Origin of the sequence: Microbacterium sp. AISO3 (assembly GCF_002204305.1) — a bacterium.
Classification (GTDB): Bacteria; Actinomycetota; Actinomycetes; order Actinomycetales; family Microbacteriaceae; genus Microbacterium; species Microbacterium arborescens.
The window spans coordinates 74,524-101,233 of the sequence record NZ_NHRF01000006.1; the positions used below are offsets into that span (position 1 = coordinate 74,524).

26 protein-coding genes are annotated in these 26,710 nt (G+C 69.6%); 16 read left to right on the forward strand and 10 right to left on the reverse strand.

The features are described 5' to 3' along the window. The first annotated feature begins 40 nt into the window (after positions 1–40). From CBF90_RS10330 to CBF90_RS10360, 7 genes are all read left to right on the forward strand, one after another. A complete protein-coding gene (locus CBF90_RS10330; protein ID WP_023955515.1) occupies positions 41–394 on the forward strand; it encodes a PTS sugar transporter subunit IIB in 354 nt (117 codons plus the stop codon). After that, positions 391–663 (forward strand): HPr family phosphocarrier protein, encoded by a 273-nt coding sequence (locus CBF90_RS10335; protein WP_023955516.1) that lies wholly within the window; start codon positions 391–393, stop codon positions 661–663. The genes CBF90_RS10330 and CBF90_RS10335 overlap by 4 nt, the downstream gene beginning before the upstream one ends. A gap of 50 nt (positions 664–713) precedes the next feature. Continuing rightward, positions 714–2,369, forward strand: a complete 1,656-nt coding sequence (ptsP, locus tag CBF90_RS10340; protein WP_023955517.1) for a phosphoenolpyruvate--protein phosphotransferase — start codon at positions 714–716, stop codon at positions 2,367–2,369. Between the two features lie 47 nt (positions 2,370–2,416). Continuing rightward, positions 2,417–4,066 (forward strand): PTS mannitol transporter subunit IICB, encoded by a 1,650-nt coding sequence (locus CBF90_RS10345; RefSeq protein ID WP_064955699.1) that lies wholly within the window; start codon positions 2,417–2,419, stop codon positions 4,064–4,066. A gap of 86 nt (positions 4,067–4,152) precedes the next feature. Further along, complete coding sequence (locus tag CBF90_RS10350; protein WP_023955519.1) at positions 4,153–4,590, forward strand: PTS sugar transporter subunit IIA; 438 nt, start codon at positions 4,153–4,155, stop codon at positions 4,588–4,590. After that, entirely contained in the window at positions 4,587–5,753 is a 1,167-nt protein-coding gene (locus tag CBF90_RS10355; protein ID WP_088380542.1) for a mannitol-1-phosphate 5-dehydrogenase, read from the forward strand. The genes CBF90_RS10350 and CBF90_RS10355 overlap by 4 nt, the downstream gene beginning before the upstream one ends. Beyond that, positions 5,750–6,553: an alpha/beta hydrolase gene (locus CBF90_RS10360; RefSeq protein ID WP_088380543.1), complete on the forward strand. Its 804-nt coding sequence runs from the start codon at positions 5,750–5,752 to the stop codon at positions 6,551–6,553. Before CBF90_RS10355 ends, CBF90_RS10360 begins: the two co-directional genes overlap by 4 nt. A 90-nt stretch (positions 6,554–6,643) precedes the next feature. On the opposite strand, the gene CBF90_RS10365 is transcribed toward CBF90_RS10360, so the two are convergent. The 9 genes from CBF90_RS10365 to CBF90_RS10405 all read right to left on the reverse strand — a co-directional run bounded on the left by CBF90_RS10365 (position 6,644) and on the right by CBF90_RS10405 (position 17,206). Further along, positions 6,644–7,552: a hypothetical protein gene (locus tag CBF90_RS10365; protein ID WP_088380544.1), complete on the reverse strand. Its 909-nt coding sequence runs from the start codon at positions 7,550–7,552 to the stop codon at positions 6,644–6,646. A gap of 166 nt (positions 7,553–7,718) precedes the next feature. Further along, positions 7,719–8,834, reverse strand: coding sequence for an adenosine deaminase (locus CBF90_RS10370; protein WP_088380545.1), 1,116 nt, complete (start codon positions 8,832–8,834; stop codon positions 7,719–7,721). Positions 8,835–8,926: 92 nt separating this feature from the next. Next, positions 8,927–10,237: a thymidine phosphorylase gene (locus tag CBF90_RS10375; protein ID WP_064955702.1), complete on the reverse strand. Its 1,311-nt coding sequence runs from the start codon at positions 10,235–10,237 to the stop codon at positions 8,927–8,929. After that, positions 10,234–10,635 carry a cytidine deaminase gene (locus CBF90_RS10380; RefSeq protein ID WP_023955526.1) on the reverse strand — a complete coding sequence of 134 codons (402 nt, stop codon included), beginning with the start codon at positions 10,633–10,635 and terminating at the stop codon, positions 10,234–10,236. The genes CBF90_RS10375 and CBF90_RS10380 overlap by 4 nt, the downstream gene beginning before the upstream one ends. 7 nt (positions 10,636–10,642) lie before the next feature. After that, positions 10,643–11,920: an ABC transporter permease gene (locus tag CBF90_RS10385; RefSeq protein WP_023955528.1), complete on the reverse strand. Its 1,278-nt coding sequence runs from the start codon at positions 11,918–11,920 to the stop codon at positions 10,643–10,645. After that, positions 11,920–13,254, reverse strand: a complete 1,335-nt coding sequence (locus CBF90_RS10390; RefSeq protein ID WP_064955703.1) for an ABC transporter permease — start codon at positions 13,252–13,254, stop codon at positions 11,920–11,922. Before CBF90_RS10390 ends, CBF90_RS10385 begins: the two co-directional genes overlap by 1 nt. Further along, entirely contained in the window at positions 13,251–14,765 is a 1,515-nt protein-coding gene (locus CBF90_RS10395) for an ABC transporter ATP-binding protein (RefSeq protein WP_023955532.1), read from the reverse strand. Before CBF90_RS10395 ends, CBF90_RS10390 begins: the two co-directional genes overlap by 4 nt. An 85-nt stretch (positions 14,766–14,850) precedes the next feature. After that, positions 14,851–15,963 carry a BMP family protein gene (locus CBF90_RS10400; RefSeq protein WP_023955534.1) on the reverse strand — a complete coding sequence of 371 codons (1,113 nt, stop codon included), beginning with the start codon at positions 15,961–15,963 and terminating at the stop codon, positions 14,851–14,853. Positions 15,964–16,090: 127 nt separating this feature from the next. Beyond that, the gene (locus CBF90_RS10405) at positions 16,091–17,206 is read right to left on the reverse strand and encodes a mannose-1-phosphate guanylyltransferase (protein ID WP_023955536.1); all 1,116 of its coding nucleotides are present in this window, start codon (positions 17,204–17,206) and stop codon (positions 16,091–16,093) included. 189 nt (positions 17,207–17,395) lie between these two features. On the opposite strand from CBF90_RS10405, the gene sdhC reads away from it, so the two are divergent. The 8 genes from sdhC to CBF90_RS10445 all read left to right on the forward strand — a co-directional run bounded on the left by sdhC (position 17,396) and on the right by CBF90_RS10445 (position 24,639). Then, positions 17,396–17,830, forward strand: a complete 435-nt coding sequence (gene sdhC / locus CBF90_RS10410; protein WP_023955538.1) for a succinate dehydrogenase, cytochrome b556 subunit — start codon at positions 17,396–17,398, stop codon at positions 17,828–17,830. Beyond that, positions 17,830–18,273, forward strand: a complete 444-nt coding sequence (locus CBF90_RS10415; protein WP_023955540.1) for a succinate dehydrogenase hydrophobic membrane anchor subunit — start codon at positions 17,830–17,832, stop codon at positions 18,271–18,273. The genes sdhC and CBF90_RS10415 overlap by 1 nt, the downstream gene beginning before the upstream one ends. A gap of 46 nt (positions 18,274–18,319) precedes the next feature. Beyond that, positions 18,320–20,146 (forward strand): succinate dehydrogenase flavoprotein subunit, encoded by a 1,827-nt coding sequence (sdhA, locus tag CBF90_RS10420; protein WP_023955542.1) that lies wholly within the window; start codon positions 18,320–18,322, stop codon positions 20,144–20,146. Next, positions 20,146–20,916, forward strand: a complete 771-nt coding sequence (locus CBF90_RS10425) for a succinate dehydrogenase iron-sulfur subunit (RefSeq protein ID WP_023955544.1) — start codon at positions 20,146–20,148, stop codon at positions 20,914–20,916. Before sdhA ends, CBF90_RS10425 begins: the two co-directional genes overlap by 1 nt. 58 nt (positions 20,917–20,974) lie before the next feature. Then, positions 20,975–22,135 (forward strand): YihY/virulence factor BrkB family protein, encoded by a 1,161-nt coding sequence (locus CBF90_RS10430; RefSeq protein WP_071919210.1) that lies wholly within the window; start codon positions 20,975–20,977, stop codon positions 22,133–22,135. Between the two features lie 33 nt (positions 22,136–22,168). Beyond that, on the forward strand, positions 22,169–23,008 hold the full coding sequence (locus CBF90_RS10435) for an exodeoxyribonuclease III (RefSeq protein ID WP_036306185.1): 840 nt from the start codon (positions 22,169–22,171) through the stop codon (positions 23,006–23,008). Positions 23,009–23,108: 100 nt separating this feature from the next. After that, complete coding sequence (gene trpS / locus CBF90_RS10440) at positions 23,109–24,116, forward strand: tryptophan--tRNA ligase (protein WP_071919208.1); 1,008 nt, start codon at positions 23,109–23,111, stop codon at positions 24,114–24,116. Next, positions 24,109–24,639 (forward strand): hypothetical protein, encoded by a 531-nt coding sequence (locus tag CBF90_RS10445; RefSeq protein ID WP_023955552.1) that lies wholly within the window; start codon positions 24,109–24,111, stop codon positions 24,637–24,639. The genes trpS and CBF90_RS10445 overlap by 8 nt, the downstream gene beginning before the upstream one ends. Positions 24,640–24,819: 180 nt before the next feature. Here the strand turns inward: CBF90_RS10445 and CBF90_RS10450 are convergent, their stop codons facing one another. Continuing rightward, positions 24,820–25,701, reverse strand: a complete 882-nt coding sequence (locus CBF90_RS10450; protein WP_242435658.1) for an endonuclease domain-containing protein — start codon at positions 25,699–25,701, stop codon at positions 24,820–24,822. Between the two features lie 389 nt (positions 25,702–26,090). On the opposite strand from CBF90_RS10450, the gene CBF90_RS10455 reads away from it, so the two are divergent. After that, on the forward strand, positions 26,091–26,654 hold the full coding sequence (locus CBF90_RS10455; protein ID WP_023955556.1) for a GNAT family N-acetyltransferase: 564 nt from the start codon (positions 26,091–26,093) through the stop codon (positions 26,652–26,654). Positions 26,655–26,710: the final 56 nt, after the last annotated feature.

A 26,710-nucleotide genomic window follows, 5' to 3' on the forward strand; every position in this document is an offset into this window, starting at 1 on the left:
GAGACCGCTCACAACAATGGGGAGAGGAGGAGGCGGGTCGATGAGGATCCTGGTCGTATGCGGCGCGGGTGCGTCGAGTACTTTCGTCGCACAGCGAGTGCGCCACGCGGCGCAAGCGCGCGGCCTGGACATCACCGCCACCGCCGGAACCGAGCAGTCACTGCCGATCGATCTCGACGCGGCGGACATCGTCCTCGTCGGCCCCCAGCTCATCCCGAAGCTGGACCGGATCACCGAGGCCGCGGCTGCCCGCGGAACGCGCGTCATCCTGATGCCCGCCGACATCTTCCGAGATCTCGATGGGAGCCGGACGCTCGCGCTGATCACCGCTCCGGCCACCACCACGACACGTTCCAGCACCGACATCCCTTCAACGGAGAGGACCTCCTCATGAGCGAGGCATCGCGTACCGTCCGCATCGGATCGTCCAACGGGCTCCACGCCCGTCCCGCGAAGCTGTTCGCCCAGGCGGTCAAGCAGTCGGGTGCCAACGTCACGATCGCGAAGGGCTCGGGCTCTCCCGTGAACGCCGCGAGCATCCTCGGAGTCATCGCGCTCGGCGTCGAGTACGGCGATTACGTCACCCTCACGGCCGACGGCGACAGCGCCGAGAGCGTCCTGGACGAGCTCGCCGACCTGCTCGCCACCGATCACGACGAGTGACCACGAACGACCATCGATACGAACACGGACGATACGAAGGAGATCGAGCAATGAGTGAGCTTCGCGGAGTGGGCATCGGCCTGGGAGTCGCGCAGGGACCGATCGCACGGATGGCGGAGCCGCTTCCCGCGCCGAAGGACGAGAAGTCGCAGCTGCCCCTCGATGAGGAGACGGCGCGCGTGAAGGATGCCGTCGCCGCGGTCGCACGTGAACTCGAACAGCGCGGTGCGCAGGCGGGCGGCGCCGCCCGCGACGTGCTCGAGGCCCAGGCCATGATGGCCGAGGACCCGAGCCTCGAGGCCGAGGTCGCGACGCGACTGCAGGCGGGCAAGACCGGCGAGTTCGCCGTCTACGACGCCTTCGCCTCGTTCCGCGACCAGCTGTCCGCGATGGGCGGCTATCTCGGCGAGCGCGCCGCAGACCTCGACGACGTCGCGCAGCGCGTCATCGCGCACCTGCGCGGCGTCCCGGCCCCGGGCGTCCCCGAGCCGGGACACCCCTTCGTGCTCGTGGCCAAGGACCTCGCCCCTGCCGACACCGCGCTGCTCGATCTCGACATGGTCCTCGCTCTCGTCACCTCCGAGGGCGGACCGACCTCGCACACCGCGATCCTCGCGCGAGAGAAGTCCATCGTCGCGGTCGTCGGCGTCACCGAGGCGGCCGGCCTCTCCGACGGTGAGACCGTCATCGTCGACGCCGCCAAGGGCGTCGTCACCACCGACCCGAGCGAGGACGAGCTCGCACAGGCTCAGAACCGCGCCGACGAGCGCAAGTCGGCAGCATCCGCCCCGATCACGCCCGGAGCCCTCGCCGACGGCACCGCGATCCCCCTGCTGGCCAATCTCGGCAAGCCGGAGGGCGCGGCGCAGGCCGTCGAGCTCGGCGCCGAGGGTGTCGGTCTCTTCCGCACCGAGTTCCTCTTCCTCAGCTCGGCGCAGGCACCGACCGTCGCCCAGCAGCGCGAGGCCTACACGAAGCTGCTGCAGGCGTTCCCGGGCCAGAAGGTCGTCGTCCGCGCCCTGGATGCCGGTGCCGACAAGCCGCTCGCGTTCCTCAACGACGCGCACGAGGAGAACCCCGCGCTCGGTCTCCGCGGTCTCCGCGCCCTGCGCGCCAGCGAGGACATCCTGCGCGAACAGCTCACCGCCCTCGCCGAAGCGGATGCCGCGACCGAGGCCGACCTGTGGGTCATGGCCCCCATGGTCTCGACCGTCGAGGAGACGGAGTACTTCGTCGGGATCGCCCGCGAGTACGGCATCAAGACCGCAGGCGTCATGGTCGAGGTGCCGTCGTCGGCGCTGCTGGCCGACCACGTCCTCAAGGTCGCCGACTTCGCCTCGATCGGCACCAACGACCTCACCCAGTACACGCTCGCCGCCGACCGCCTGCTCGGTTCGGTGTCGTCGTTCCAGGACCCCTGGCACCCGGCCGTGCTGCGCCTCATTCACGAGACCGGCAAGGCGGGCCAGGCCAACGGCAAGCCCGTGGGCATCTGCGGCGAGGCCGCAGCCGACCCGCTGCTGGCCGTCGTGCTCGTGGGCCTCGGCGCCACGAGCCTGTCGATGGCGCCCACCGCGCTCGCCGACGTCCGCGCCACCCTGCTCCACCACACCCTCGACGACGCACGCCGCATCGCCGAAGCCGCCCTGACCGCGACGGACGCGGCCTCGGCACGTGCCGCCGCGCAGACCGCCGCCGGCATCTGATCAGCACCGCACCCGCACCACACACTGCACCAGAAGGAGAACCAGAAATGACAACGACGTCAACAGTCGATAGGAAGACGGGAGGGGCCCGCGTCGCCGTCCAGCGATTCGGGACCTTCCTGTCGGGCATGATCATGCCCAATATCGCGGCCTTCATCGCGTGGGGCTTCATCACCATGCTGTTCATCCCCGCCGGGTTCCTCGGTGCCGACAGCCCCTTCGGCATCCACTGGTACCCGGTCGCCGACATCATCGGCGGCTCCGGCAACCTCGAGGCGATCGGCTGGCAGGGCGCCATGACGACGCTGGCGGAGAGCGACGGCACCAACGTGATGGCGTACGTCGGCCTCGTCAGCCCGATGATCACCTACCTGCTGCCCCTGCTCATCGCGAACACTGCGGGCCGCATGGTCTACGGCGAGCGCGGCGGCGTTGTGGCGACGATCGCCACGGTCGGCGTCATCGCGGGCACGAACATCCCGATGTTCCTCGGCGCCATGATCATGGGTCCCCTCGCCGCCCTGGCCGTGAAGTACATGGACCGCATCTGGGACGGCAAGATCAAGCCGGGCTTCGAGATGCTCGTCAACAACTTCTCCGCGGGAATCCTGTCGATGATCCTCGCAGTCGTCGGGTTCTTCGCCTTCGGCCCGTTCTTCCGGGTCATCAGCCAGGGTCTCGGCGCGGCGGTCGACTGGCTCGTCAGCCTGAACCTGCTGCCCTTCGTCTCGATCATCGTCGAGCCGGCGAAGGTGCTCTTCCTCAACAACGCCATCAACCATGGTGTGTTCACCCCGCTGGGCGTGCAGCAGAGCGAGGAGTTCGGTCGCTCGATCCTCTTCCTGATCGAGGCGAACCCCGGTCCCGGCATCGGCCTGCTGCTGGCCTTCACCTTCTTCGGTGTCGGCGCCGCCAAGGCCTCGGCCCCGGGTGCCGCGGTGATCCAGTTCGTCGGTGGCATCCACGAGATCTACTTCCCCTACGCACTGAGCAAGCCGATGCTCATCCTCGCCCTCATCGCCGGTGGCGCCACCGGTGTCACCACCAACATGCTGCTCGGCGGCGGCCTCGCGTTCCCGGCGGCCCCGGGGAGCATCATCGCGGTCGTCGCCGCCGCCCTCCCCGGCGGTGTGGGCAACCTGATCGTGGTTCTGCTGTCCGTCGTCCTGGCCGCGACCGTGACGTTCATCGTCTCGGCGGTCATCCTGCGGGCCACCCGGAAGCGCGACCTCGCAGCCGAGGGCTCGGACTTCGAGGCCGCGATCGCTCAGACCGAGGCCAACAAGGGCAAGTCCTCCGCTGCGATGGATTCACTGCGCCGCGCCGGTGGTCGTGATGCCGAGGTGGCCACCGCCGCCGAGGACGCCGCGGCGGGCTCCGCCACCGCTACGGCGACCAAGCCGATCGAATCGATCGTGTTCGCGTGCGACGCGGGAATGGGCTCGTCGGCGATGGGTGCGAGCGTCCTGCGCAACAAGTTCAAGAAGGCGGGCGTGGAGGGCGTTACGGTCGTCAACAAAGCGATCGCCAACCTGGACGGATCGGCGGATCTCGTCGTCACGCAGAACCAGCTCACCGATCGCGCGCGCCAGCGCACACCCGACGCGGTGCACGTGTCGGTGGACAACTTCATGAACTCGCCGAAGTACGACGAGGTCGTGGAGATGGTCCGCAAGCAGCACGACGCCGACGCGTAGGCTCGAAACCCAGACCCGGGGCCGGGGCGGTCCATCCGCCTCGGCCCCGCGTCATCCCCCAGCAACACCATTCGAAGGAGACAGACATGGCACGTGAGGTCCTGAACATCGGTCAGATCCGCATCCACTCCGGAAGCGCCACCCGCGAGGAGGCGATGAAGGAGGCCGCCGACCTGCTCGAGTCCGCCGGCGCCGTGACCTCCGCGTACTTCGACGCCATGCAGCAGCGCGAGCAGACCGTGTCGACGTACATGGGCAACGAGCTCGCGATCCCCCACGGCACCAACGAGACCAAGGATGCGATCCTCGACTCGGCGCTGTCGTTCGTCCGCTACGACGGCGGCGTCGACTGGGGCGGCGAGCCGGTCTCCTTCGTCGTCGGCATCGCCGGCAAGGGCGACGAGCACCTCGACATCCTGTCTCAGATCGCTCTGCTCTTCTCCGAGGAGGACGACGTCGCTCGCCTCAAGGCGGCGCAGACCCCCGACGAGCTCTACGCGCTGCTCGCATCGGTGAACCAGTGAGCACCGCGGTCCACTTCGGGGCCGGCAACATCGGCCGTGGCTTCGTCGGTCTGCTCCTGAGCGAAGGCGGCTACGAGCTCGTCTTCTCCGACGTCGCCGCGCCCCTCGTCGATGCCATCAACGCCGCCTCCGAGTACACGGTGCACGAGGTCGGCGAGGGCGGCGTCGACCGCACCGTCACCGGCTTCCGTGCCCTCAACAGCGCGGAGGACCCGCAGGCCGTGGCAGATGCCGTCGCGGCAGCAGACGTCGTCACGACCGCCGTCGGCCCCACCGTGCTGAAGTTCATCGCGCCCCATATCCTCGCCGGCCTCGCCCTGCGCGATCCCGCCGCACCTCCGCTGGCCGTCATGGCGTGCGAGAACGCGATCGGTGCCACCGACCTGCTGCGCGACGAGATCCGCGCACAGGCCGGCGATGCCTGGGAAGCCGTCTCGGGCCGGGCGATCTTCGCCAATACCGCCGTCGACCGCATCGTGCCCGCGCAGCCCGCCGGCGCCGGCGTGGACGTCACGGTCGAGCCGTTCTACGAGTGGGCGATCGAGTCCGGTCCGTTCGGCGGCGAGCTGCCGAACATCCCCGGCGCGCACTTCGTCGAGAACCTCGAGCCGTACATCGAGCGGAAGCTCTTCACGGTCAACACCGGTCACGCCACGACCGCCTATTTCGGCGCGCAGGCCGGCACCGCGACCGTGGCCGAAGCCCTCGCCGTGCCGGAGATCGCCGCGAGCGTCTCGGCCGCGCTCGAAGAGACCTCGGCCCTCCTCGTCCACAAGCACGGTCTCGACGCCGGCGAGCTCGCGGACTACCGCGCCACGATCCTGCGGCGCTTCGCCAACCCCGAGCTGCCCGACACGGTCGGACGCGTGGGGCGGCAACCCCTCCGCAAGCTCTCGCGGCATGAGCGCTTCGTGGGTCCCGCCGCGGAGGCCGCCGAGGCCGGCCTGCCGGTCGACGCGCTGGTCGCGGCGATCGGGGCGGCGCTCGCGTTCGACGACCCGGAGGACCCGCAGTCGGTCGAGCTGCAGCAGCGCCTGCGCGCCGAGGACGCGGCATCCTTCACCGCATCCGTGACCGGGCTCGAGCCTTCGCACCCGTTGTACGCACGGGTCGAGCGCGTGGTCGCCGAACGTCAGGCGGCGATCGGCTCCGACGCTCGATGAGCCGAGACGCTGCGGCGGTGCGGGCGGCCGGTGACGAGCCCGGGCGCCCGCGCCGGCGGTCTCGGGCACGACGGATCGTCGTCATCGTCACCCTGTCCCTCATCGGGGTCGTCGCGGCGGGTGTCATCGGCATCCTGGTCTGGAGCCAGGTAGGAGTCATGAACGCCGAGGCGGGCCCGCTCGACGCCGTCCACGCCGATGAGCGCATCGTCATGTCCGAGGTCGAGGGCAGCGTCGTGCTCGAGCCCGCCGCCGGGCCGAGCGACGTCGGGCTCGTGTTCATCCCGGGCGCGAAGGTGCAGGCCGAGGCATACGCCGCGATCCTCGCCGACGTCGTGGCGGAGGACGAGGTGACCGTGGTGATCACGCGGCCGTGGCTCAACCTCGCGTTCTTCGACCCCCGCCCGCTGTCTTCGTTCACCGAGCTCGTTCCGAGCGTGGACACGTGGCTGGTCGGTGGGCACTCGCTCGGGGGCGTGCGTGCCTGCCAGCTGGCGGAGGATGCCGACGGACTCGTGCTGTTCGCGTCGTATTGCGCCACCGACCTGTCGGCGTCGGGGCTGCCCGTGCTCAGCCTGTCGGGCTCGGAGGACGGTCTGACGACCCCGCAGAAGGTCGATGACAACCGCCACCTCCTCCCCGAGGATGCCGCCTTCGTCGAGATCGCCGGCGCCAGCCACGCATCCTTCGGCGACTACGGCCCCCAAGCCGGCGACGGCACCCCCGCCATCTCCGCTCCCGACATGCGCGCCGAGGTCACCGCGGCGCTGTCGGACCTCGTGGGGTCTCTCCCCCGCTGACCTGGCGTGCCGGGGCGCCGAGGTCCCAGTTCGGCCGGGAACTCGGCGGCTATACCCGGCTCAAGTGGGACCTCGGTGACGCCTCAGGGGTCAGGGACGCCAGCCAGCGCGGAGAAGAGCAGACCGGACCATATCGACCGCCCGTCGGCCGTCACCACGCAGGTGGTGGCGCAGGATCCGCACGTGCTCCCAGCCGCTCGCACGGATCGCGTGCCAGCGGTCGGCGTCTCGCGCGAATTGGGCGTCGTCGAAGGCATGCTGGCGCCCGTCGTACTCGACGGCCACCCGCCATCGCCGATAGGCGAGGTCGAGCCGTGCGATGAAGACGCCCGATGCCTGTCGCAACTCTAGATTCAGCTCCGGCTCGGGGAGCCCCGCCCGCTGAAGGACCAGACGCAGACGCGTCTCCTCCGACGATTCCGAACCGGGCCGGATGTCGGACAGCGCACGGATGAGCCGGCTGCGCCCGCGCGTCGCGTGCAGCTCGACTTCGTCCACCAGCTGGTCGAGCGTCACGAGCCCGCCGCGGCCGACGATGTAGTCACCGGCCGCGACGAGGTCGTCGTGCTGCCAAGCCGCCCCGACATGACGCCACGCACGAGCGGGATGCTCGAACGGGATGCCGCCGACAGCCCACACCGCCGGTGAGCGTTCGCCCAGGCGGTGCCCGACCACCCCCTCGGCTCGCGGCTCTCGGTTCGGCCGATGGGCCGACACGTGCAGGACGAGCGGATCGCTCCCGAGCGGGAGCGGCGCCCCGAATCGGGCGAGTGCGGTGTCGTGGCTGAAGAACTGCCATGGCCGCAGCCTCGGCGCATACTGGGCGCACCGCTCGGCGATATCCGGAGGGCTGGCGCCACGCGGTATCCGGACACCGCGAAACGGGATCTCGAGATCACTCGCGTCGAGTCGTCCCGCCGTCACACCCATCGCGCGTGCGGCACCGACCGAGAACGGCACGCCGCGCAGCGGCTCAGGAAGGGGCTGGGGTCGACGCATCCCGACAGCCTGGACCTCATCGTCGCTTCAGCGGCTCCCCCGCCGCCGCGTCTGTGAGCAATCCGGCGCTCACCGCCCCTGGGCAGAAACCGCGAGGTCCCAGTTCGGCCGGGAATCAGACTCTGAAACCCGGCCCAACTGGGACCTCGCGGAAATCAGGCCTGGGTCAGGAGCCGAAGCCCTCGGCGATGACCTCGATGAGCTCCTCGCGCTCCTCGACCGAGAGGAAGGCCCCGGCGGCGGCGTTGAGCTGGAAGGCCTGCAGGTCGTCGAGGTCGTAGTCGAACGTCTGCGCCAGGGTCGCGAGCTCGCGCGTGAGCGAGGTGCGACTCTGCGTGCGGTTGTCGACGTTCACGGTGACCGAGAAGCCCAGCTGGTACAGCAGATCGAAGGGGTGGTCCTCCCACTGCGTGCCCCATCCGGCGATGGCACCGGTCTGCAGGTTCGACGAGGGCGACAGCTCGAGCGGGATCTCGCGGTCGCGCACCCACCGGGCGAGGCCGCCGAACTGCACGAGCACCTCTTCGCCCTCACGCGAGACGACGTTGAGGTCCGACGCGATGCGGACACCGTGGCCGAGGCGCTGCGCCCGGCCGTCGATGAGCGCCGACCGGATCGAGTCGAGCCCCGCGGCCTCGCCCGCGTGCACCGTCACCGGGAAGAACTCCGACGCGAGGTAGTCGAACGCGTCGCGGTGCTGGGCGGGAAGGAAGCCGTCCTCGGGCCCCGCGATGTCGAACCCCGCGACGCCGCGACCGCGGTTGTCGACGGCCAGACGCGCGATCTCGAGCGAGCGATCGGCCTGACGCATCGCCGAGAGGATCTGACCGACGCGGATGTCGTGACCCTTCGCCTCGGCGGCATCCTCGCCCTCCTCGATGCCCTCCTGCACGGCGTCGACGGCGTCCTGCAGCGACAGTCCGCCGCGCAGGTGCTGTTCGGGCGCCCAGCGCACCTCGCCGTAGACCACGCCGTCGGCGGCGAGGTCGGTCACGAACTCGCGCGCGATGCGGCGCAGGCCGTCGCGGGTCTGCATGACCGCGAGGGTGACCTCGAACGTCTTGATGTAGTCGACGAGCGACCCGGAGTCGCTCTGCTCCTCGAACCAGTCGGCGAGGTCGTCGGCGTCGGTCTCGGGCAGGTCGGTCCCGAGCTCGTCCGCCAGCTCGACGATCGTCGCGGGGCGCACGCCCCCGTCGAGGTGGTCGTGCAGCGAGACCTTGGGCAGCGACCGGACCGAGACGCCCTGCAGTGTGACGTCGGCGTGCTGTTCGATCGGCATGGCGGGCTCCTCCGGACGGAACGGGCGGGTGGGTCGGGCGGGTGGATGGAACGGGACGGTGGTCGGCACCCGACGAACGGATGCTGCCCGGCTCAGGCCGTGATGCGCTCGAGAACGAGCGGCCCCGCGGGCGGAGCGTCGTCGTCGATCTCCCACGCGCCGTGCAGCGCGTCCAGAGCACGGTCGAACCGGGCACCATCATCGGCCAGCAGGGTGAACAGCGGCTGACCGGCGGCCACCTCGTCGCCCGGCTTGACGTGCAGGTCGATGCCCGCCGCGTGGATCACCGGGTCCTGCGCACGGGCACGACCGGCACCGAGGCGCCAGGCCGCGATGCCGAACGGCAGCGCCTCGAGGCGTGAGACGACACCGGCTGTCGGCGCGGTGATCGTGTGCGTCTCGCGGGGCGTCGGGAGCGCGGCATCCGGGTCGCCGCCCTGCGCCTGGATCATGCGGCGCCAGACATCCATCGCTCGGCCGTCGGCGAGGGCAGCTTCGACGTCGGCATCGGGCTGTCCGGCCAGCGCGAGCATCTCACGCGCGAGGGCGACGGTCAGCTCGACGACGTCGGCGGGTCCTCCACCGGCGAGCACCTCGACCGATTCGCGCACCTCGTTCGCGTTTCCGATCGCGAGGCCCAGCGGCGCGTTCATGTCGGTGAGGAGCGCGGTCGTCGCAACGCCCGAGTCGGCGCCGAGCGCGACCATCGTGCGGGCGAGCTCGCGCGCCTTGTCGACGTCCTTCATGAAGGCGCCGGAGCCGAACTTCACATCGAGCACGAGCGACTCGGTGCCCTCGGCGATCTTCTTCGACATGATGCTCGAGGCGATGAGCGGGATCGCCTCGACCGTGCCGGTGACGTCGCGGAGCGCGTACAGCCGCTTGTCCGCGGGCGCGAGGCCCGAGCCGGCGGCGCAGATGACGGCGCCGACGTCGCGCAGCTGCGCGAACATCTCGTCGTTCGACAGCGCGGCGCGCCAGCCGGGGATCGACTCGAGCTTGTCGAGCGTGCCCCCGGTGTGACCGAGGCCGCGGCCCGACAGCTGCGGCACGGCGACGCCGAACGCGGCGACGAGCGGAGCGAGGGGCAGTGTGATCTTGTCGCCGACACCACCGGTGGAGTGCTTGTCGACCGTGCGCTTGCCGAGACCGGCGAAGCTCATCCGCTCACCCGAGGCGATCATCGCGTCGGTCATGACGCGGATCTCGTCGCGCTCCATGCCGTTGAGCAGCACCGCCATGGCGAACGCCGCCATCTGCGAGTCGGCCACGTACTCGCGCGTGTAGGCGTCGATCATCCAGCGGAGCGCGTCCTCGGGGACGGCGCCGCCGTCACGCTTGGTGCGGATGACGTCGACGGCGTCGAACGCCTCGACAGCGGATGCGGTGGACTCGGCGCTCATCGGGCGGCCTCCTCGAGGTCGCGGGGCCCGAACGCGTCGGGCAGCACCTCGTCGATCGTGCGGATGCCCGAGACGGTCTCGAGCAGCATTCCGGGCAGGGCGAACTCGTTCAGCAGCTGGCGGCACCGGCCGCACGGCATGATCGTCTGACCGTCGTTGTTGACGCACACGAAGGCGACGAGCTGTCCGCCGCCCGACATGTGCAGGTCGCCGACGAGGGCGCACTCGGCGCACAGCCCGACGCCGTACGACGCGTTCTCGACGTTGCATCCCGAGACGATGCGACCGTCGCTGACGAGCGCTGCCGCGCCCACCCGGTAGCGCGAGTACGGCGCATACGCGCGCGTCATGGCTTCGGTCGCAACGGCGCGCAGCTCGTCCCAATCGATGTCTGTCACAGCAGCGTCACCCCTTGATGTACGGCTTGCCGGCGGCGGCCGGCCCACGGATGTGCCCCGCGAACCCGGCGACCGCGAGGATCGTCACGAGGTACGGCAGCATGAGCATGAACTCGCTGGGGATCGGCGTACGCAGCACCGTCAGCAGGTTCTGCAGGTTCGTCGCGAAGCCGAAGAGCAGCGCCGCGAGAGTGGCGCGGATCGGGTCCCAGCGTCCGAAGATGACGGCGGCGAGGGCGATGAAGCCGAGGCCCGCGGTCATCTCCTTGGTGAAGGTCGGCACCGAAACCAGCGTGAAGTACGCGCCACCGGCTCCGGCGATCGCTCCGGCGAGGCTGACGTTCCAGAAGCGGGTCGGGTTCACCTTGATGCCGACGGTGTCCGCCGCTTGCGGGTGCTCGCCGACGGCGCGCAGACGCAGGCCCCAGCGGGTGCGGTACAGCCCCCACGCGACGAGGCCGACCGTGACGTACATCAGGTAGACGATGAACGTCTGGTTGAACAGCACGGGTCCGATCACGGGGATGTCGCTGAGCAGCGGGATCGGCAGGCGCTGGAACGTCGTCGCCCGGTTGAGGGTCGCCTCGTTCGGCGCGAGGAGCGCACCGAAGAGGAAGCCGGTGAGGCCCGTGACGAGCACGTTGAGCACGACACCGACGATGACCTGGTCGACGAGGTAGCGGATCGAGAAGACCGCGAGCACCAGGCTCACCAGGACACCGCCGACCATGGCGGCGATCAGTCCGATGAACGGGTTGCCGGTGATGCTGCCGACGACGACGGCGCCGAACGCGCCGAGCAGGAACTGGCCCTCGATGGCGACGTTCACGACGCCGACGCGTTCACCGATGACACCGCCGAGGGCGCCGAAGATGAGCGGCACCGACAGCGACACCGCGCCGAACAGCAGACCGATGACGGGAACGAGGCCCTCCGCTGCCGCCCACACGAGGAAGGCGAACACACCCACGAATCCGGCCACCGCCACCAGCCAGGTGCGCGGACGGCGGTACGAGAGGGCGTCCCACGCCGCGACCGCCGTGATGACGGCCATCAGGACGAGCAGCGTCCAGCTGGTCGGCCCGGTCGGCAGCGCGACGTCGGGGATGGGGATGGTCGAGCCGCCGTCGGCGAGGCGGAACGTGCTCGTGCCGCCTCGCGGGACCAGGGCGAACAGCAGCGCCAGCAGCAGCGTCGCCACGCCCAGGGCGATCGCCGGCTTGAGGTGGCGGACCTTCACCGCGGCGGGAGCCGCGGCGGCGGAGGTCAGATCGGTCGTTGCCATCAGGCACCCGCCTTCACAGCTGCGCGGCGCGACGAGTTCTTCGTGCGGCCCGACGCGCGCTTCTCAGCTTCGGTCTTGGGAAGGAAGAAGATCGTCCGCACGAGCGGCGGCGCCGCGATGAACAGGACGATGAGCGCCTGCACCACGAGCACGATCTCGACGGGGATGCCCTCGGAACCCTGCATCGTGAAGCTGCCCGCCTTGAGCGCGCCGAGCAGGATGCCGGCGGCGAAGACGCCCCACGGACGCGAACGCCCGAGCAGGGCGACCGTGATCGCGTCGAACCCGATACCCGCGTCGATCGAGCCGGTGAAGCCGGTGGTGACCTGGCCCTGCACCTGGTTCATCGCGGCGAGGCCCGCGAGTCCGCCGGCGAAGAGCATCGCGTAGATGTACATGCGCTCGACGGAGATGCCGGCGGCGCGAGCGGCGTGCGGGTTCTCGCCCACGGCACGCAGACGCAGGCCGAGGCTCGAGCGCTCGATCACCCACCACACGACGACCGTCGCGATGATGACGACGACGAATCCCCAGTCCAGCAGCGGGTACTGCGGACCGAGCAGCTCGGGGAACTGCGCGGAGTCCGGGGTGCGCAACGAGATCGACTGCGTCGTCCCGGGCTGCTGCAGGAGCGCGGGGGTGCGCACCATCCAGCTGACGAGGTAGTAGGCGATGTAGTTGAGCATGATCGTGAGGATCACCTCGTGCGCACCGGTCCGCGCCTTCAGCAGGCCGACGAGCCCGCCCCAAAGTGCGCCGCCCACGATGCCGGCGATCAGCGTCAACGGCAGGTGGATGAACATCGGCAGATCGAGGTTGAACGTCACGAGCGCCGCGAAGGCGGCACCGATGAGGATCTGGCCGCGGCCGCCGATGTTGAACAGACCGGCGCGGAAGGCCAGCGCGACGCCGAGCCCGGCGGCGATCAGGGGGGCCGCGAAGCCGAGGGTGTTCGTCAGCGGACGAATCTGCGTCGCGAAGTCGTCGACGCGCGAGTTGAAGACGGCGCCGCGGAACAGCGCGTCGTAACCGCCCGACACCGACTGCCAGATCGCGACGAAGGTGTCTCCCGGACGCGCGAAGAAGTACCCGGATGCCGCTGCCACGCGCTCGTCGGTGACGGCCATCATGATTCCGCCGACGATGAGCGCGAGCACGATGGCGAGCAGGGTGATGACGGCACTGCTGCGCATCACCTCGGTGATGACGCGGTTCGTCGTCGGCGGCGGAGCCACCTCGGGCTTCCCCGTCAGGGGGCCGCCGACGGGCGGCAGCTGCGAGTCCGCGGGCTCGACGGGCACGTCGGGACCGGGACCGGGGGTGGGGGTGGTCATGCTGCTGACTCCTCGGGGACCTCGCCGGCCATCATCAGGCCGAGCACGTCGCGCGGCGTCGTCGCCGGGACGACGCCGACGATGCGACCGCGGTACATCACCGCGATGCGGTCGGCCAGGGCGACCACCTCGTCGAGCTCGGTCGAGACGACGAGGACGGCGACACCGGAGTCACGGGCCTCGATGATGCGCTTGTGGATGAATTCGATGCTGCCGACGTCGACGCCGCGCGTGGGCTGCGCCGCGACGAGCAGACGCAGCGGACGGGCCATCTCGCGCGCGATGACGACCTTCTGCTGGTTACCGCCCGACAGGGTGCCGACCGGGGTGTCGGGGCCCTGCGTACGGATGTCGTACTCGGTGATGCGCTCGCGGGCGAACGCTTCGAGCGCCCGGCGGTCGATCGTGCCCGCGCGGCTGAAGGCGCGGTCGTCGGAGCGGTCGAGGATGAGGTTCTCCTGAACGGAGAAGGCTCCGACGAGCCCGTCCTCCTTGCGGTCCTCGGGCACGAATCCGACACCGCGGTCGAGGATCGCGCGGACGCTGCGGCCGCCCAGCTCGTCGCCGTCGAGGCGGATCGAGCCGTGGTCGATCGGCAGCAGCCCGAGGATCGCTTCGACGATCTCGGTCTGGCCATTGCCCTGCACGCCGGCGACGGCGACGACTTCGCCCGAGCGCACCTGCAGGTCGACGTCGTCCACCACGACGATGCCCGACGGCGTGACGACGCGGATGCCGTCGAGGACGAGTCCCCCCTCCCCCACATTCGGGGCGCCCTTGGCGACGACCATCTCGACGGGGCGGCCGACCATGAGCGCAGCCAGCTCGGCGTTGCTCGCGGTCGGCGAGGCCTCGCCGACGACCTTGCCCAGGCGGATGACGGTGATGCGGTCCGCGACCTCGCGGACCTCGCGCAGCTTGTGGGTGATGAAGACGATCGAGGTGCCCTCGTCGCGCAGCTGGCGCATGATCGCCATGAGCTCGTCGGTCTCCTGCGGAGTGAGCACGGCGGTGGGCTCGTCGAACACGAGGACCTTCGCCTCGCGCGAGAGGGCCTTGATGATCTCGACGCGCTGCTGCACGCCGACGGGCAGATCACCGACGACGGCGTCGGGGTCGATCTGGAAGCCGAAGCGGTCGGCGACGGCGCGCACGTGCGCACGAGCGGCAGCGAGGTCGAGGACGCCGAGGCCCTTGGTGTTCTCGTGACCGAGCATGACGTTCTCGGCGACGGTGAAGACCGGCACGAGCATGAAGTGCTGGTGCACCATGCCGATGCCGGCGCTCATGGCGTCGCCGGGCCCGCGGAAGTCCTGGACGACGTCGTCGAGGAGGATGTGGCCCTCGTCGGCCTGATAGAGGCCGTAGAGGACGTTCATGAGGGTCGACTTGCCGGCGCCGTTCTCCCCGAGGAGAGCGTGGATTTCGCCCGGCCGGACGACGAGGTCGATGTGATCGTTGGCGACCAGGGTGCCGAAGCGCTTGGTGATGCCCCGGAGTTCGAGCTTCATGTCGGCCAATCTATGCGACGGATGGTGGGTGGACAGCGGTCGGGGCCGGGGAACTTTCGTTCCCCGGCCCCGACGACTCATGAGCTCACGGAGAGTTCGGCGAGTCCACGGTGATGTCACCGGCGACGATCGCCTCCTGCAGGGCGGTCAGCTCGTCGGCGAGACCGGCCGGCAGACGCGACTCGAAGTCGTGGAAGCTCGACAGCTTGACGCCCTCGTTCTTCAGCGTGCCGACGTACGGGTCGGTCGTGAAGTCACCGCTCTGGGCGGCGACGGTGGCGTCGTAGACGGCGACGTCGATCGCCTTCTGGATCGACACGAGCGTCAGGTCGGCGACGGTGTCGTCCGAGACGGCGAGGTCGCTGTCGACACCGAGCATCACGACATCGCGGTTGCCCTCGCGGATCGCCTGCGCGGCGCTCTGGTAGATCGGGCCGCCGACGGGCAGGATCACGTCGACACCCTGGTCGAGGATGCCCTGGGCGACCTGCTTGGCGGTGTCGTTGGCGGTGAAGCCACCGGTGAAGTTGCCGTCCTGAGCGGTGATGTCCCAGCCGACGACGCCGACGTTCGCGCCCTTGTCCTCGTTGTACTTCTCGACGCCCAGCTGGAAGCCGTCCATGAAGACGGTGACCGAGTTGAACTTGTCGCCACCGAACGTGCCGACCTTGTTGACGCCTGCCTCGGCCGACCACGAGGCCGCCGCGTAGCCACCGAGGTAGGCGGCCTCCGCGGTGTTGAACACCAGCGGCTTGATGTTCGGCGCGTCGGTCTTGCCGTCGAAGTCGGTGTCGGCGTAGTCGTCGATGATCGCGTAGTCGATGTCGGGGTTCGCCGTGGCCGACGCGACGGTGGCCGGGGCGAGCTTGTACCCGACGGCGACGATGAGGTCGCAGCCCTCCGAGACGAGCGTCTCGAGGTTGGGGCCGTAGTCGTTCTCGGTGGTGGACTCGACCTCGATCGATTCCACGCCGAGCTCCTTGGCCGCGCGATCCATGCCTTCCTTGGCCGACTGGTTGAACGAACGGTCGTTCCAGCCGCCCTCGTCGGAGACGAGGCAGGGGGTGAAGTCCGAGCCCGCCTCGGGTGCGGCGGATCCGCCGGCCTCATCGGGTGCGGCTCCGCAACCGGCGAGGGCGACGAGAAGGCCCGCGGCAGCTGTGATGCCGACGAGCTTCTGAGGGGTCGAGAGTGTCAATGCAGCCTCCACATTGAAGGCGCCGCGGACTTCGCGGCGGCTGGAATGAAGTTACCTACTGTTTCGCCCGGCTTGCACGCCGGACGCACCGCGCCCCGCGAATGGTTACAAAGACGCAATGTGCGCGTCACAGAACGTCGCCGCGGCCCGTCAGCTTGAGGGCGTCGACGACGTGCTTGACCCGCTGGGCGTTCTCGCTCGTGGTCACCAGAAGCGCGTCGGGGGTATCGACGACGACGATGTCCTTGACGCCGATGAGGCTGATGACGCGCGAGGTGTGGCTGACGACGATCCCGCTGGCGGCGTCCGACAGGATGCGCGCGTTCTCTCCCAGGATCGCGAGGTCGTTCTTGCGCCCGTTGGAGTTGAGCTTCGCGAGGCTCGCGAAGTCGCCGACGTCGTCCCAGTCGAAGTGCCCGGGAACCACGGCGAGCTTGCCCTTCTCGGCAGCCGGCTCGGCGACGACGTAGTCGATCGCGATCTTCTTCAGCTTCGGCCAGATGCGGTCGACGGCGGGCCCGCGCCGGTCGCGGTCGTCCCAGGCCTCGGCGAGCTCGAGCAGCCCCGCGTGCAGCTCGGGACTGTTGGCCTCGATCTCGGCCAGCAGGACGTCGGCGCGCGAGATGAACATGCCCGCGTTCCACAGATACGACCGGTCGGAGACGTAGGCACGCGCGGTCTCGAGGTCGGGCTTCTCGACGAATCGCTCGACGAGGGAGGCGTCACGGGCGCCCTCGACGATGAGCTCACCCCCGCGCTTGATGTAGCCGAAGCCGACCGCGGGCTCGGAGGGAGTGATCCCGATCGTGCAGATGTAGCCCTCGCGCGCGACCTCGACCGCGTCGCGGACCGCGAACTCGAACACCCGGCTGCCGCGGATGACGTGGTCGGCGGCGAACGAGCCGACGATGACGTCAGGATGCCGGCGGTGCAGGATCGCGGCAGCCAGACCGATCGCGGCCGCGGAGTCGCGCGGCTCCGACTCGAGGAAGACGTTCTTGTCGGGGATGCCGGGAAGCTGAGCCTCGACGGCCGCGCGGTGCGCGCGACCGGTGACGACGGCGATGCGGTCGGGACCGGAGAGCGGCGCGAGCCGGTCCCACGTGTCGCGCAGCAGCGAGTGCCCCGACCCCGTGAGGTCGTGCAGGAACTTCGGCGCGTCGGCACGCGACAGCGGCCACAGCCTGCTGCCCACCCCTCCGGCGGGGATGACGGCGTAGAAGTCCGGGATCTCGTCGACCATCCTCCGAGCGTACCGGGCCCCCCGCGCTCGCCCCGGCGCAAGAACCCTGTTTCTTTAGGGTGCCCTTCGTCGCCCCGCGTCATTTTCCCGGCCTAGAATCGTTGTGCGCCCATGTGACGCCGGGGGTCAACCACCCCACCGGGGCATCGATCGCCCCCACGAACCGTGTTCGATCCAGGGAGGACGACCGTGTCTGCACCAGCACGCGTCACACCGTCGGTAGCCCAGACCACTTCAAAGACCCCGCGCGGCACGCTGTACCGCGGCAACGAGGGCATGTGGTCGTGGGTGCTTCACCGCATCACCGGCGTGGCCATCTTCTTCTTCCTCTTGGTCCACGTGCTCGACACCGCGCTGATCCGCGTGTCGCCCGAGGCCTACGACGCCGTCATCGGCACCTACAAGAACCCGATCATGGGTCTCGGCGAGGTCGCCCTCGTCGCCGCGATCGTCTACCACGCCTTCAACGGCCTGCGCATCATCGCGGTCGACCTGTGGCCGTGGGCCACGCGTCATCAGCGTCAGCTGTGGTGGGGCGTGCTGGCTGTCTGGGCCGTCACGATCATCGGCTTCGCTGCCCGTCACGTGCCCATCGTTCTCTCCGAGATTGGAGGGGGTCACTGATGACCGCCGACACCCTTGCCGCTCCCCGCAGCCCGCAGGTCCGCAAGAAGGGCGCCAACCTCGAGAAGTGGGGCTGGGTCTACATGCGCGCCTCCGGCGTGCTGCTGGTCGTCCTGATCTTCGGCCACCTCTTCGTCAACCTGATGCTCGGCGAGGGCATCAAGGGCATCGACTTCGCGTTCGTGGCGGGCAAGTTCGCCAGCCCGTTCTGGCAGTGGTGGGACGTCCTCATGCTGTGGCTCGCCCTGATCCACGGCGCGAACGGCATGCGCACGATCGTGAACGACTACGTCACCGGGGCAACGGCGCGGAAGGTCCTCGTCTGGGCCATCTGGCTCTCGGCCGGCCTGCTGATCCTGCTCGGCACCCTGGTCGTGTTCACCTTCGACCCCTGCCTCGGAGTGACGGCGGACAGCATGCTCTGGGAGACCTGCCAGGGCTGACCCTGCGCTCCGACGACGTGAATCACAGCAACGAAAGGCTCGCCCCGTGAGCACCCAGACCGAAGAGGTCGTCGTCAAGGACGGCATCCACTACCACCAGTTCGACATCGTCATCGTCGGCGCCGGCGGCGCCGGCATGCGGGCGGCGATCGAAGCCGGTCCGGGCGCCCGCACCGCGGTGATCTCGAAGCTCTACCCGACCCGCTCGCACACCGGTGCGGCACAGGGCGGCATGGCGGCGGCGCTCGCCAACGTCGAAGAGGATTCGTGGGAGTGGCACACCTTCGACACCGTCAAGGGCGGCGACTACCTCGTCGACCAGGACGCGGCCGAGATCCTCGCGAAGGAGGCCATCGACGCGGTCATCGACCTCGAGAACATGGGCCTGCCCTTCAACCGCACGCCCGACGGCAAGATCGACCAGCGCCGATTCGGCGGCCACACCGCCGACCACGGCAAGTCCCCGGTCCGCCGCGCCTGCTATGCCGCCGACCGCACCGGTCACATGATCCTGCAGACGCTGTTCCAGAACTGCGTCAAGCTCGGCATCAACTTCTTCAACGAGTACTACGTGCTCGACCTCATCACGGTGACCGCCCCCGACGGCTCGACCCAGACCGCGGGCGTCGTCGCCTACGACCTGGCAACCGGCGACCTGCACGTCTTCCACTCGAAGGCCGTCGTCTTCGCCACCGGCGGCTTCGGCAAGATCTACAAGACGACCTCCAACGCCCACACCCTCACGGGCGATGGCGTCGGCATCGTCTGGCGCAAGGGCCTGCCGCTCGAGGACATGGAGTTCTTCCAGTTCCACCCGACCGGTCTCGCCGGTCTCGGCATCCTTCTCACCGAAGGCGCGCGCGGTGAGGGCGCGATCCTGCGCAACGCGTCGGGCGAGCGATTCATGGAGCGCTACGCCCCCACCATCAAGGACCTCGCTCCCCGCGACATCGTCTCGCGGTGCATGCAGCAGGAGGTCGCCGAGGGCCGCGGCGCCGGGCCGCACCGCGACTACGTGCTGCTGGACTGCACGCACCTGGGCGCCGAGGTCCTCGAGACCAAGCTCCCCGACATCACCGAGTTCGCCCGCACCTACCTGGGTGTCGACCCGGTCGTCGAGCCCGTTCCCGTCATGCCCACCGCGCACTATGCGATGGGCGGCATCCCCACCAACGTCAAGGCCGAGGTCCTCGCCGACAACACCACCGTCGTCCCGGGCCTCTACGCCGCCGGCGAGTGCGCGTGCGTCTCGGTGCACGGCTCGAACCGCCTCGGCACCAACTCGCTGCTCGACATCAACGTCTTCGGCAAGCGCGCCGGCCGCAACGCCGTCGAGTACGTCAAGACCGCCGACTTCGTGCCGCTGCCCGAGGACCCCGCCAAGGAGGTCCGCGAGCTCATCGAGGGCGTGCGCAACAACCCCGGCACCGAGCGCATCGCCGTCCTGCGCAAGACGCTCCAGGACGAGATGGACAAGGGCGCGCAGGTGTTCCGCACCGAGGAGTCGCTCCTGCACGTCATGGACGTCATCGCCGACCTGCGCGAGCGGTTCAAGAACATCCACGTCGACGACAAGGGCAAGCGGTTCAACACCGACCTGCTCGAGGCGGTCGAGCTGGGCTTCCTGCTCGACATCGCCGAGGTCGTCGTGGTCGCCGCGCGCAACCGCAAGGAGAGCCGTGGCGGACACATGCGCGACGACTTCCCGACGCGTGACGACGAGAACTACATGAAGCACACGATGGCCTACCTCTCGGGCGACCCCCACTCGTCGCACGCCGAGGACCACATCCGGCTCGACTGGAAGCCCGTCGTGTTCACCAAGAACGAGGCCGGCGAACTGCGGTACCCGCCGCTGGAGAGGAAGTACTGATGACGATCGTCGAAACCGATGCCGCGGCCCCTGCCGAGGCGGCGAACGACACCGGCATCCAGTCGTTCCTGGTCACCTTCATCATCCGGCGCTTCGACCCCGAGGTCGACAGCGAGCCGAGGTGGGTCGACTACGACGTCGAGCTCTACTCGACCGACCGTGTGCTCGACGCCCTGCACAAGATCAAGTGGGACGTCGACGGATCGCTGACCTTCCGGCGCTCCTGCGCCCACGGCATCTGCGGCTCGGACGCGATGCGCATCAACGGCCGCAACCGCCTGGCCTGCAAGACGCTCATCAAGGACCTCGACATCTCGCAGCCGATCTACGTCGAGGCGATCAAGGGCCTGCCGCTGGAGAAGGACCTCGTCGTCGACATGGAGCCGTTCTTCGCCTCCTACCGCGAGGTGCAGCCGTTCCTCATCGCCAACTCGAAGCCCGAGGCCGGCAAGGAGCGCATCCAGTCGATCGCCGACCGCGAGATCTTCGACGACACCACCAAGTGCATCCTGTGCGCCGCGTGCACCTCGTCGTGCCCCGTGTTCTGGACCGACGGCCAGTACTTCGGCCCCGCCGCGATCGTCAACGCGCACCGCTTCATCTTCGACTCGCGCGATGATGCCGGCGACGTTCGTCTCGACATCCTCAACGACAAGGAGGGCGTGTGGCGCTGCCGCACGACCTTCAACTGCACCGAGGCATGCCCGCGCGGCATCGAGGTCACCAAGGCGATCGCCGAGGTCAAGCAGGCGGTTCTGCGCGGTCGTTGAGCCGGGCGGGCCCCGTGCCCGAGCAGCTGACCGTCCCGCCGCGGGTAGATTCGAAGGCGTGGATCCCGACCCCTCGGCGACAGATGCGCTTCGCGAACGGTGGGACTCGTCCCGATTGCGCGAGCGTCTCGACCAGCCCATCGAGCGTGCGACGACGATCACCCGTCGCACGCTCGGCTGGTTCCCGATCCGCGTCTGGCGCCACTTCCTGCGCCACAACGGCTTCCTCCTCGCGGCGAGCATCAGCTATCAGTCGCTCTTCGCCCTCTTCGCCACGATCTACACGGCGTTCGCCGTCGTCGGCCTCTGGCTCGGCGGCTCGTCGATGGCGATCGACGCCCTGATCGACGTCGTCAACAGCTACATCCCGGGCCTGATCTCCGGCAGCGGTCCCGTCTCGCCGAGCGACGTCGCCGACATCGCCCGCAACAGCGGCAGCGTCCTGGCCGTGACGGGTGCCGTCGCGCTCGCGGTCGCGATCTGGACGGCGATCGGCTTCGTGACGTTCACCCGCCGCGCCGTGCGCGACATCTTCGGGCTCCCCTTCGACACCCGGAACTACGTGCTCCTGAAGCTGCGCGACTTCGGCGCCGCCCTGCTGTTCGGCCTCGTGCTCGTGCTCGGCGCCGCGCTCGGCCTCGTCGCCGGTGGCATCGTCCGGCAACTGTTCGACCTCTTCGAGATCCCCTACGAGTCGACGACGATCGACGTGCTGAGCCGGCTCGCGTCGGTGCTGGTCGCGATCGTCATCAACGCCGCCGCCCTCACGGCGCTCATCCGATTCCTCACCGGCACCGCGCTGCCGTGGCGGAAGATCATCCCCGGATCGATATTCGGCGGCACCGCGCTGAGCGTCCTGCAGCTGGGTGCAGGCTTCCTCGCCGTCTACTCCCCCACGAACCCGCTCCTCGCGACGTTCTCGGTGCTCATCGGGTTCCTCCTCTGGCTGCGCCTCGCCGGAATCGTCATCCTCGTCGCGGCCTCATGGGTCGCGGTGTCGGCCGCTGATGACGACATCCCGCTCGAGGTCAAGACCGAGGAGGAGCGCCGCGCCGACGAGCGACGGGCCCTGCGCGTGGTGGCCGAGGCGCAGCTGCGCGACGCCGAGCATGCTCTCGCCGAGGCCGGGTGGTGGAAGCGCGTTCCCGCGCGGCGTGACGTGAATCGGGCTCGCGAGCTGCTCCGACGCCTCGATGCGGAGGAGCGGGCCGCTCGCTGAGCCATGTCGGCGGTCGCGATTACGCTGGCAGACGTGTCACGCCGTCTTCGCATCGCTTCCGTCAACGTCAACGGCATCCGCGCCGCCGCTCGCAAGGGCATGCACGAGTGGCTCGAGACCGCCGACGTCGACATCCTGACCCTCCAAGAGGTCCGCGCCCAGGCCTCCGATCTCGCGGCGGCGCTGCCGGGCTGGCACTTCGTCTCGGACGAGGCGCTGGCGAAGGGGCGCGCGGGCGTCGCGATCGCCGCCCGCGAGCCCCTCGACGTGTGGCGCATCGAACTCGGCGACGACGACCTCGACTCCAAGGGTCGCTGGGTCGAGGCCGACATCGAGGTCGCGGGAGAACACCTCACGGTCGTCAGCGCGTACGTCTTCACCGGCGAGGCCGACACCGAGAAGCAGGTCGCGAAGTACGCCTTCCTCGATGCGATGGAGAAGCGGATGCCGCAGCTCGGCGAGCTCGCCGTCATCACCGGCGACCTGAACGTCGGGCACCGCGAGTTCGACATCCGCAACTGGCGCGGCAACCGCAAGAAGGCGGGCTTCCTTCCGCGCGAGCGCGCGTATTTCGACCGGTTCACCGCCCCCGCGGGCGTCGAGATCGACACCGTCGACGGTGAACGGGGCACGGGTCTCGGATGGGTCGATGTGGGCCGTACCTTCGCCGGCGAGGTCGACGGCCCCTACACGTGGTGGTCCAACCGCGGAAAGGCGTTCGACACCGACACCGGGTGGCGCATCGACTACCACCTCGCCACACCGCAGCTCGCGGAGCGAGTCGCCGACTACCACGTCGTGCGCGCGCCGTCGTGGGACACCCGGTGGAGCGATCACGCCCCCGTCGTGGCGGACTACGTCTTCCCGGGCTGATCCCACGACCGGGGGCGACCGGGACGACAGGGCTGGGGGCGACAGGGCTGGGGCGACAGGGCTGGGGCGACAGGGCTGGGGGCGACGCCCGTAGACTTCTCTGGTGACCAAGCCCCGCCTGTACTCCGGAATGCAGCCGTCCGCCGATTCGCTCCAGATCGGCAACTACATCGGGGCTCTCATGCAGTGGCGCGACCTGCAGGACACCTACGACGCATTCTTCTCCGTCGTCGATCTGCACGCCCTGACCCAGCCGAACGACCCGGCTGAGCTGCGCGCGAAGACCCGGCGTACCGCCGCCCAGTACATCGCGGCGGGTATCGAGCCTTCCCGCTCGACGCTCTACGTGCAGTCGCACGTCCGCGCGCACGCGGAGCTCGCCTGGGTGCTCTCGACCATCACCGGTTTCGGCGAGGCCGGCCGGATGACGCAGTTCAAGGACAAGTCGCAGCGGTACGGCGCCGACGCCACCAATGTCGGGCTCTTCACCTACCCCGTGCTCATGGCCGCCGACATCCTGCTCTACCAGACCGACATCGTGCCGGTCGGTGACGACCAGAAGCAGCACGTCGAGCTGACGCGCACTCTGGCCGAGCGGTTCAACTCGCGCTACGGCGAGACGTTCCGCGTGCCGATGCCCGTCATCCAGCAGGACACCGCCCGCATCTACGACCTGCAGAACCCGACCGCGAAGATGTCGAAGTCGGCCGAGTCGGATGCCGGTGTGCTGTGGCTGCTGGACGACCCGAAGGTGTCGGCGAAGAAGATCATGCGCGCCGTCACCGATTCGGAGGGATCGGTGCGCTACGACCGCGAGAACAAGCCCGGCGTGTCGAACCTCCTCGTCATCTACGCAGCACTGACCGGCCGTCAGATCCCCTCGATCGAGGACGAGTACGCCGGTCGCGGCTACGGCGACTTCAAGAAGGGCCTGGCCGAGGTCGTCGTCTCCGAGTTCGGACCGGTCCGCGAGCGGGCCCTCGAGCTGCTCGACGACCCCGCCGAGCTCGACCGGGTGCTCGCGTCGAACGCTTCGCGCGCCGACGAGGTTGCCGACCGCACCCTCGGTGACGTCTACGACAAGTTGGGACTGCTGCGTCGTGTCTGACAACGAATCCACCGAGCGCGACCCGGAGCTGCCTGCTGCGGCCGAGGGCGGCCCGGATGCCGCGACGCCGGGCGGTCCCGCACAGATGCCGGCCGAGCCCGCGCCCGCGCTGATCGAGGCGCTCGACGAGGCTGCGGCCGCGTCGAAGGCCGCCCCCGCCGACGCCGCGGTGCAGGAGCGGCTCTGGCGTGCCGCCTTCGCGCTCGACCGCTGGCTCTTCATCGCCCGAGGCTCCGACGACGAGCCCACTCCCTTCGCCCTGCGCTCCGACGAAGGCGCGGTGATCTTCGCGTTCTCCACAGCCGACCGGGCGCATGAAGCCGCGCTCGGCTTCGGCCTGCCCGAGGAGGAGGCGTCGCGCCTGCTCGCCGTGCCGCTTCCCTCGGCGGCGGCCTGGGTCGCGTCCTACGCCGAGGCCGGCGTAGAGGCGATGGTCTTCGACGCGCCCCGCAACGGTGCCATGGCCCCACTGTCGAACCTCGCCGCGATGGCGGTCTACATCTCGCAGAACCCGTCGGTCTGATCCCGCCTCGGCCGCGTCCTCACTGGCGGGTCAGGCGCCAGCGGACCGACAACGCCGTCTTCGCCGCATCCCTGTTCCGTCAACAGGCTTAGCGCGCGCTCCACGCCTCGACAGCCCGCCGCCAGCCGTTTCAGCCTGCGCATGGCACGCACAAAACACTGGCAATCCGCCCGGCGAGCGTCAGCGCGCGGAAACCGGCCGAATTCCGCGGTTGAGGCCGCCGCGCACGGCTTCGAGGACGCGATCCGGGCGCCACATGATGTCCGACGCCATCGGGCGCAGAGTCAGGTACCCCAGGGCTGCGGCCGCGAGATCGCGGGCGCCGTCTCGTCGCCGCGCGTCGAGCCCAGAATGATGAGCATCGCTGTCGCACTCCACGATCAGCCATCCATCGACCAGCAGATCGACTCGTCCCACTCCAGGGATGCGCACCTGTATCTCGACCGTCTTGGCGATTCCGCGCAGGAGGAGCCGCATGAGCGTCTCCGGTCCGGATTCGGCTCGCGCGTCGAGCAGACGCCGGAGAGGGCGGTATCGGAGGGGCAGCGCGGCGAAGACCGTGTCGAGATCCGCGGCATGGAGAAGCCTGAGGTGGAGCGCGCTGTCGAGCGTGGCGACAGCAGCTCGGGGTGACTGGCACTGCACCGCGCGGACCAGCGCGTCGATGATGCTCGAGCAGACGAACCATCTGGGGCGCGGAGCGACGGGAGGTGTCCAGTGCAGCACCGGCCTCGATCCCGCGCCCACCTCAGGCGTCGGCACGCGCGAGGCCGTGCGCGGCAGCTGCACGTGCGGCCCGCTGGGCTCGAGGACGAACACCCCGAGGAGGCGCAACAGGCTCACACAGGTCAGACGGCCGCCGAGCGAAACTGCGGCGGCGGCGGATGGTGGCGCATCGGCGACGAGGTACGAGCCCCGCCGAGGCCTCACGAGTCGGCCGGCGGCGACGGCATCCGCGATGTCGCGCTTGCGGAGACCACCCGCGCGCAGATCGGATGTCGACCAGCAATGCAACTCCATGATCTCTGAGGGAAGCCAGGCTGACGAGGCGTGAGGGTCCATGCCGACACGGTGTCGTCCGTGGTCCCGTGCGGGGCCGGCGCGGAAGACAATTGTGAACAGTTGACCTCGCCCGCCGCCTGTGCGGAAGTCGTTGATCCGTGCCGCCGACAGGCTCAGGCGCCGCACTCCGCGCGATGAGAGGCACCCTGGCGCCGCCAGCCTGTTGACGGCACGGCTGGGCTCCCCTCGGCACGCGCCCGACGAGGCGTCCTTCATCGCGGCTCGGGATGTCGGCTGATCGGCCCCGGCATCCGCATCAGCTGAAGCGCGTGCCGTCAGCAGGCTGAGGACGGGGCCTGCGGCCGCTCGGCACGGCGACACCGGGATGAGCCTGTTCGCGGCGCAGCCATGGGGCCGGGGGCCGGGCCCGACCTCGGTAGGGTCGGGGGATGGAACCGGTGACCCTGCGTACCGCGCGGCTCGAGCTGTCGATCCCCACGCTCGACGACGTCGATGCCATCACGACCGCGGCTCAGGACCCCGAGGTGCCGCGCTGGACGACCCTGCCATCTCCCTATACGCGCGAGCACGCCGAGGACTTCGTCGCGAAGGCCGCAGGCTGGTGGGACGAACAGTCCGAGCTGACGTGGGGCATCCGCCGAGAGGGCGCCTGGATCGGCATGATCGGCCTCCATCGCGTGAGCCCGGGCGGTGCCGCGGAGATCGGGTTCTGGATGAGCGCGCCGGCGCGCGGGCACGGCTACCTGAGCGAGGCCGCCCGTGCTGTCATCGACTTCGGGTTCGCCGAGCCGCTGGCGCTCGCGCGCATCGAATGGCGGGCTGTCGCCGGCAACATCGCCTCGGCGCGGACCGCACGCAGCCTCGGGTTCCGGTACGAGGGGATGCTGCGCCAGGGCCTGTCCGACATCCGCGGCCGCCACGACGGCTGGATCGCCGGCATCCTGCCCACCGACGACCGCGCCCCGCAGCCCTGGCCGATCCTCACCGACTGAACCCCGACCGGCAGCGCCGCCGCGCGCAACCCCGTGCCCGGTGGGGGTGGTGCGTG

What these genes read in the sequence shown, in the direction of transcription:
- CBF90_RS10370 (WP_088380545.1), bottom strand. Translation starts at nt 8,834, where the DNA reads ATGCCGATCGAACAGCACGCCGACGTCACACTGCAGGGCGTCTCGGTC.
- CBF90_RS10450 (WP_242435658.1), bottom strand. Translation starts at nt 25,701, where the DNA reads ATGGACCCTCACGCCTCGTCAGCCTGGCTTCCCTCAGAGATCATGGAG.
- CBF90_RS10390 (WP_064955703.1), bottom strand. Translation starts at nt 13,254, where the DNA reads ATGACCACCCCCACCCCCGGTCCCGGTCCCGACGTGCCCGTCGAGCCC.
- CBF90_RS10330 (WP_023955515.1), top strand. Translation starts at nt 41, where the DNA reads ATGAGGATCCTGGTCGTATGCGGCGCGGGTGCGTCGAGTACTTTCGTC.
- ptsP (WP_023955517.1), top strand. Translation starts at nt 714, where the DNA reads ATGAGTGAGCTTCGCGGAGTGGGCATCGGCCTGGGAGTCGCGCAGGGA.
- CBF90_RS10385 (WP_023955528.1), bottom strand. Translation starts at nt 11,920, where the DNA reads ATGGCAACGACCGATCTGACCTCCGCCGCCGCGGCTCCCGCCGCGGTG.
- CBF90_RS10335 (WP_023955516.1), top strand. Translation starts at nt 391, where the DNA reads ATGAGCGAGGCATCGCGTACCGTCCGCATCGGATCGTCCAACGGGCTC.
- CBF90_RS10395 (WP_023955532.1), bottom strand. Translation starts at nt 14,765, where the DNA reads ATGAAGCTCGAACTCCGGGGCATCACCAAGCGCTTCGGCACCCTGGTC.
- CBF90_RS10375 (WP_064955702.1), bottom strand. Translation starts at nt 10,237, where the DNA reads ATGAGCGCCGAGTCCACCGCATCCGCTGTCGAGGCGTTCGACGCCGTC.
- CBF90_RS10455 (WP_023955556.1), top strand. Translation starts at nt 26,091, where the DNA reads ATGGAACCGGTGACCCTGCGTACCGCGCGGCTCGAGCTGTCGATCCCC.
- CBF90_RS10415 (WP_023955540.1), top strand. Translation starts at nt 17,830, where the DNA reads ATGACCGCCGACACCCTTGCCGCTCCCCGCAGCCCGCAGGTCCGCAAG.
- CBF90_RS10365 (WP_088380544.1), bottom strand. Translation starts at nt 7,552, where the DNA reads ATGCGTCGACCCCAGCCCCTTCCTGAGCCGCTGCGCGGCGTGCCGTTC.
- CBF90_RS10425 (WP_023955544.1), top strand. Translation starts at nt 20,146, where the DNA reads ATGACGATCGTCGAAACCGATGCCGCGGCCCCTGCCGAGGCGGCGAAC.
- CBF90_RS10345 (WP_064955699.1), top strand. Translation starts at nt 2,417, where the DNA reads ATGACAACGACGTCAACAGTCGATAGGAAGACGGGAGGGGCCCGCGTC.
- CBF90_RS10405 (WP_023955536.1), bottom strand. Translation starts at nt 17,206, where the DNA reads ATGGTCGACGAGATCCCGGACTTCTACGCCGTCATCCCCGCCGGAGGG.
- CBF90_RS10350 (WP_023955519.1), top strand. Translation starts at nt 4,153, where the DNA reads ATGGCACGTGAGGTCCTGAACATCGGTCAGATCCGCATCCACTCCGGA.
- CBF90_RS10360 (WP_088380543.1), top strand. Translation starts at nt 5,750, where the DNA reads ATGAGCCGAGACGCTGCGGCGGTGCGGGCGGCCGGTGACGAGCCCGGG.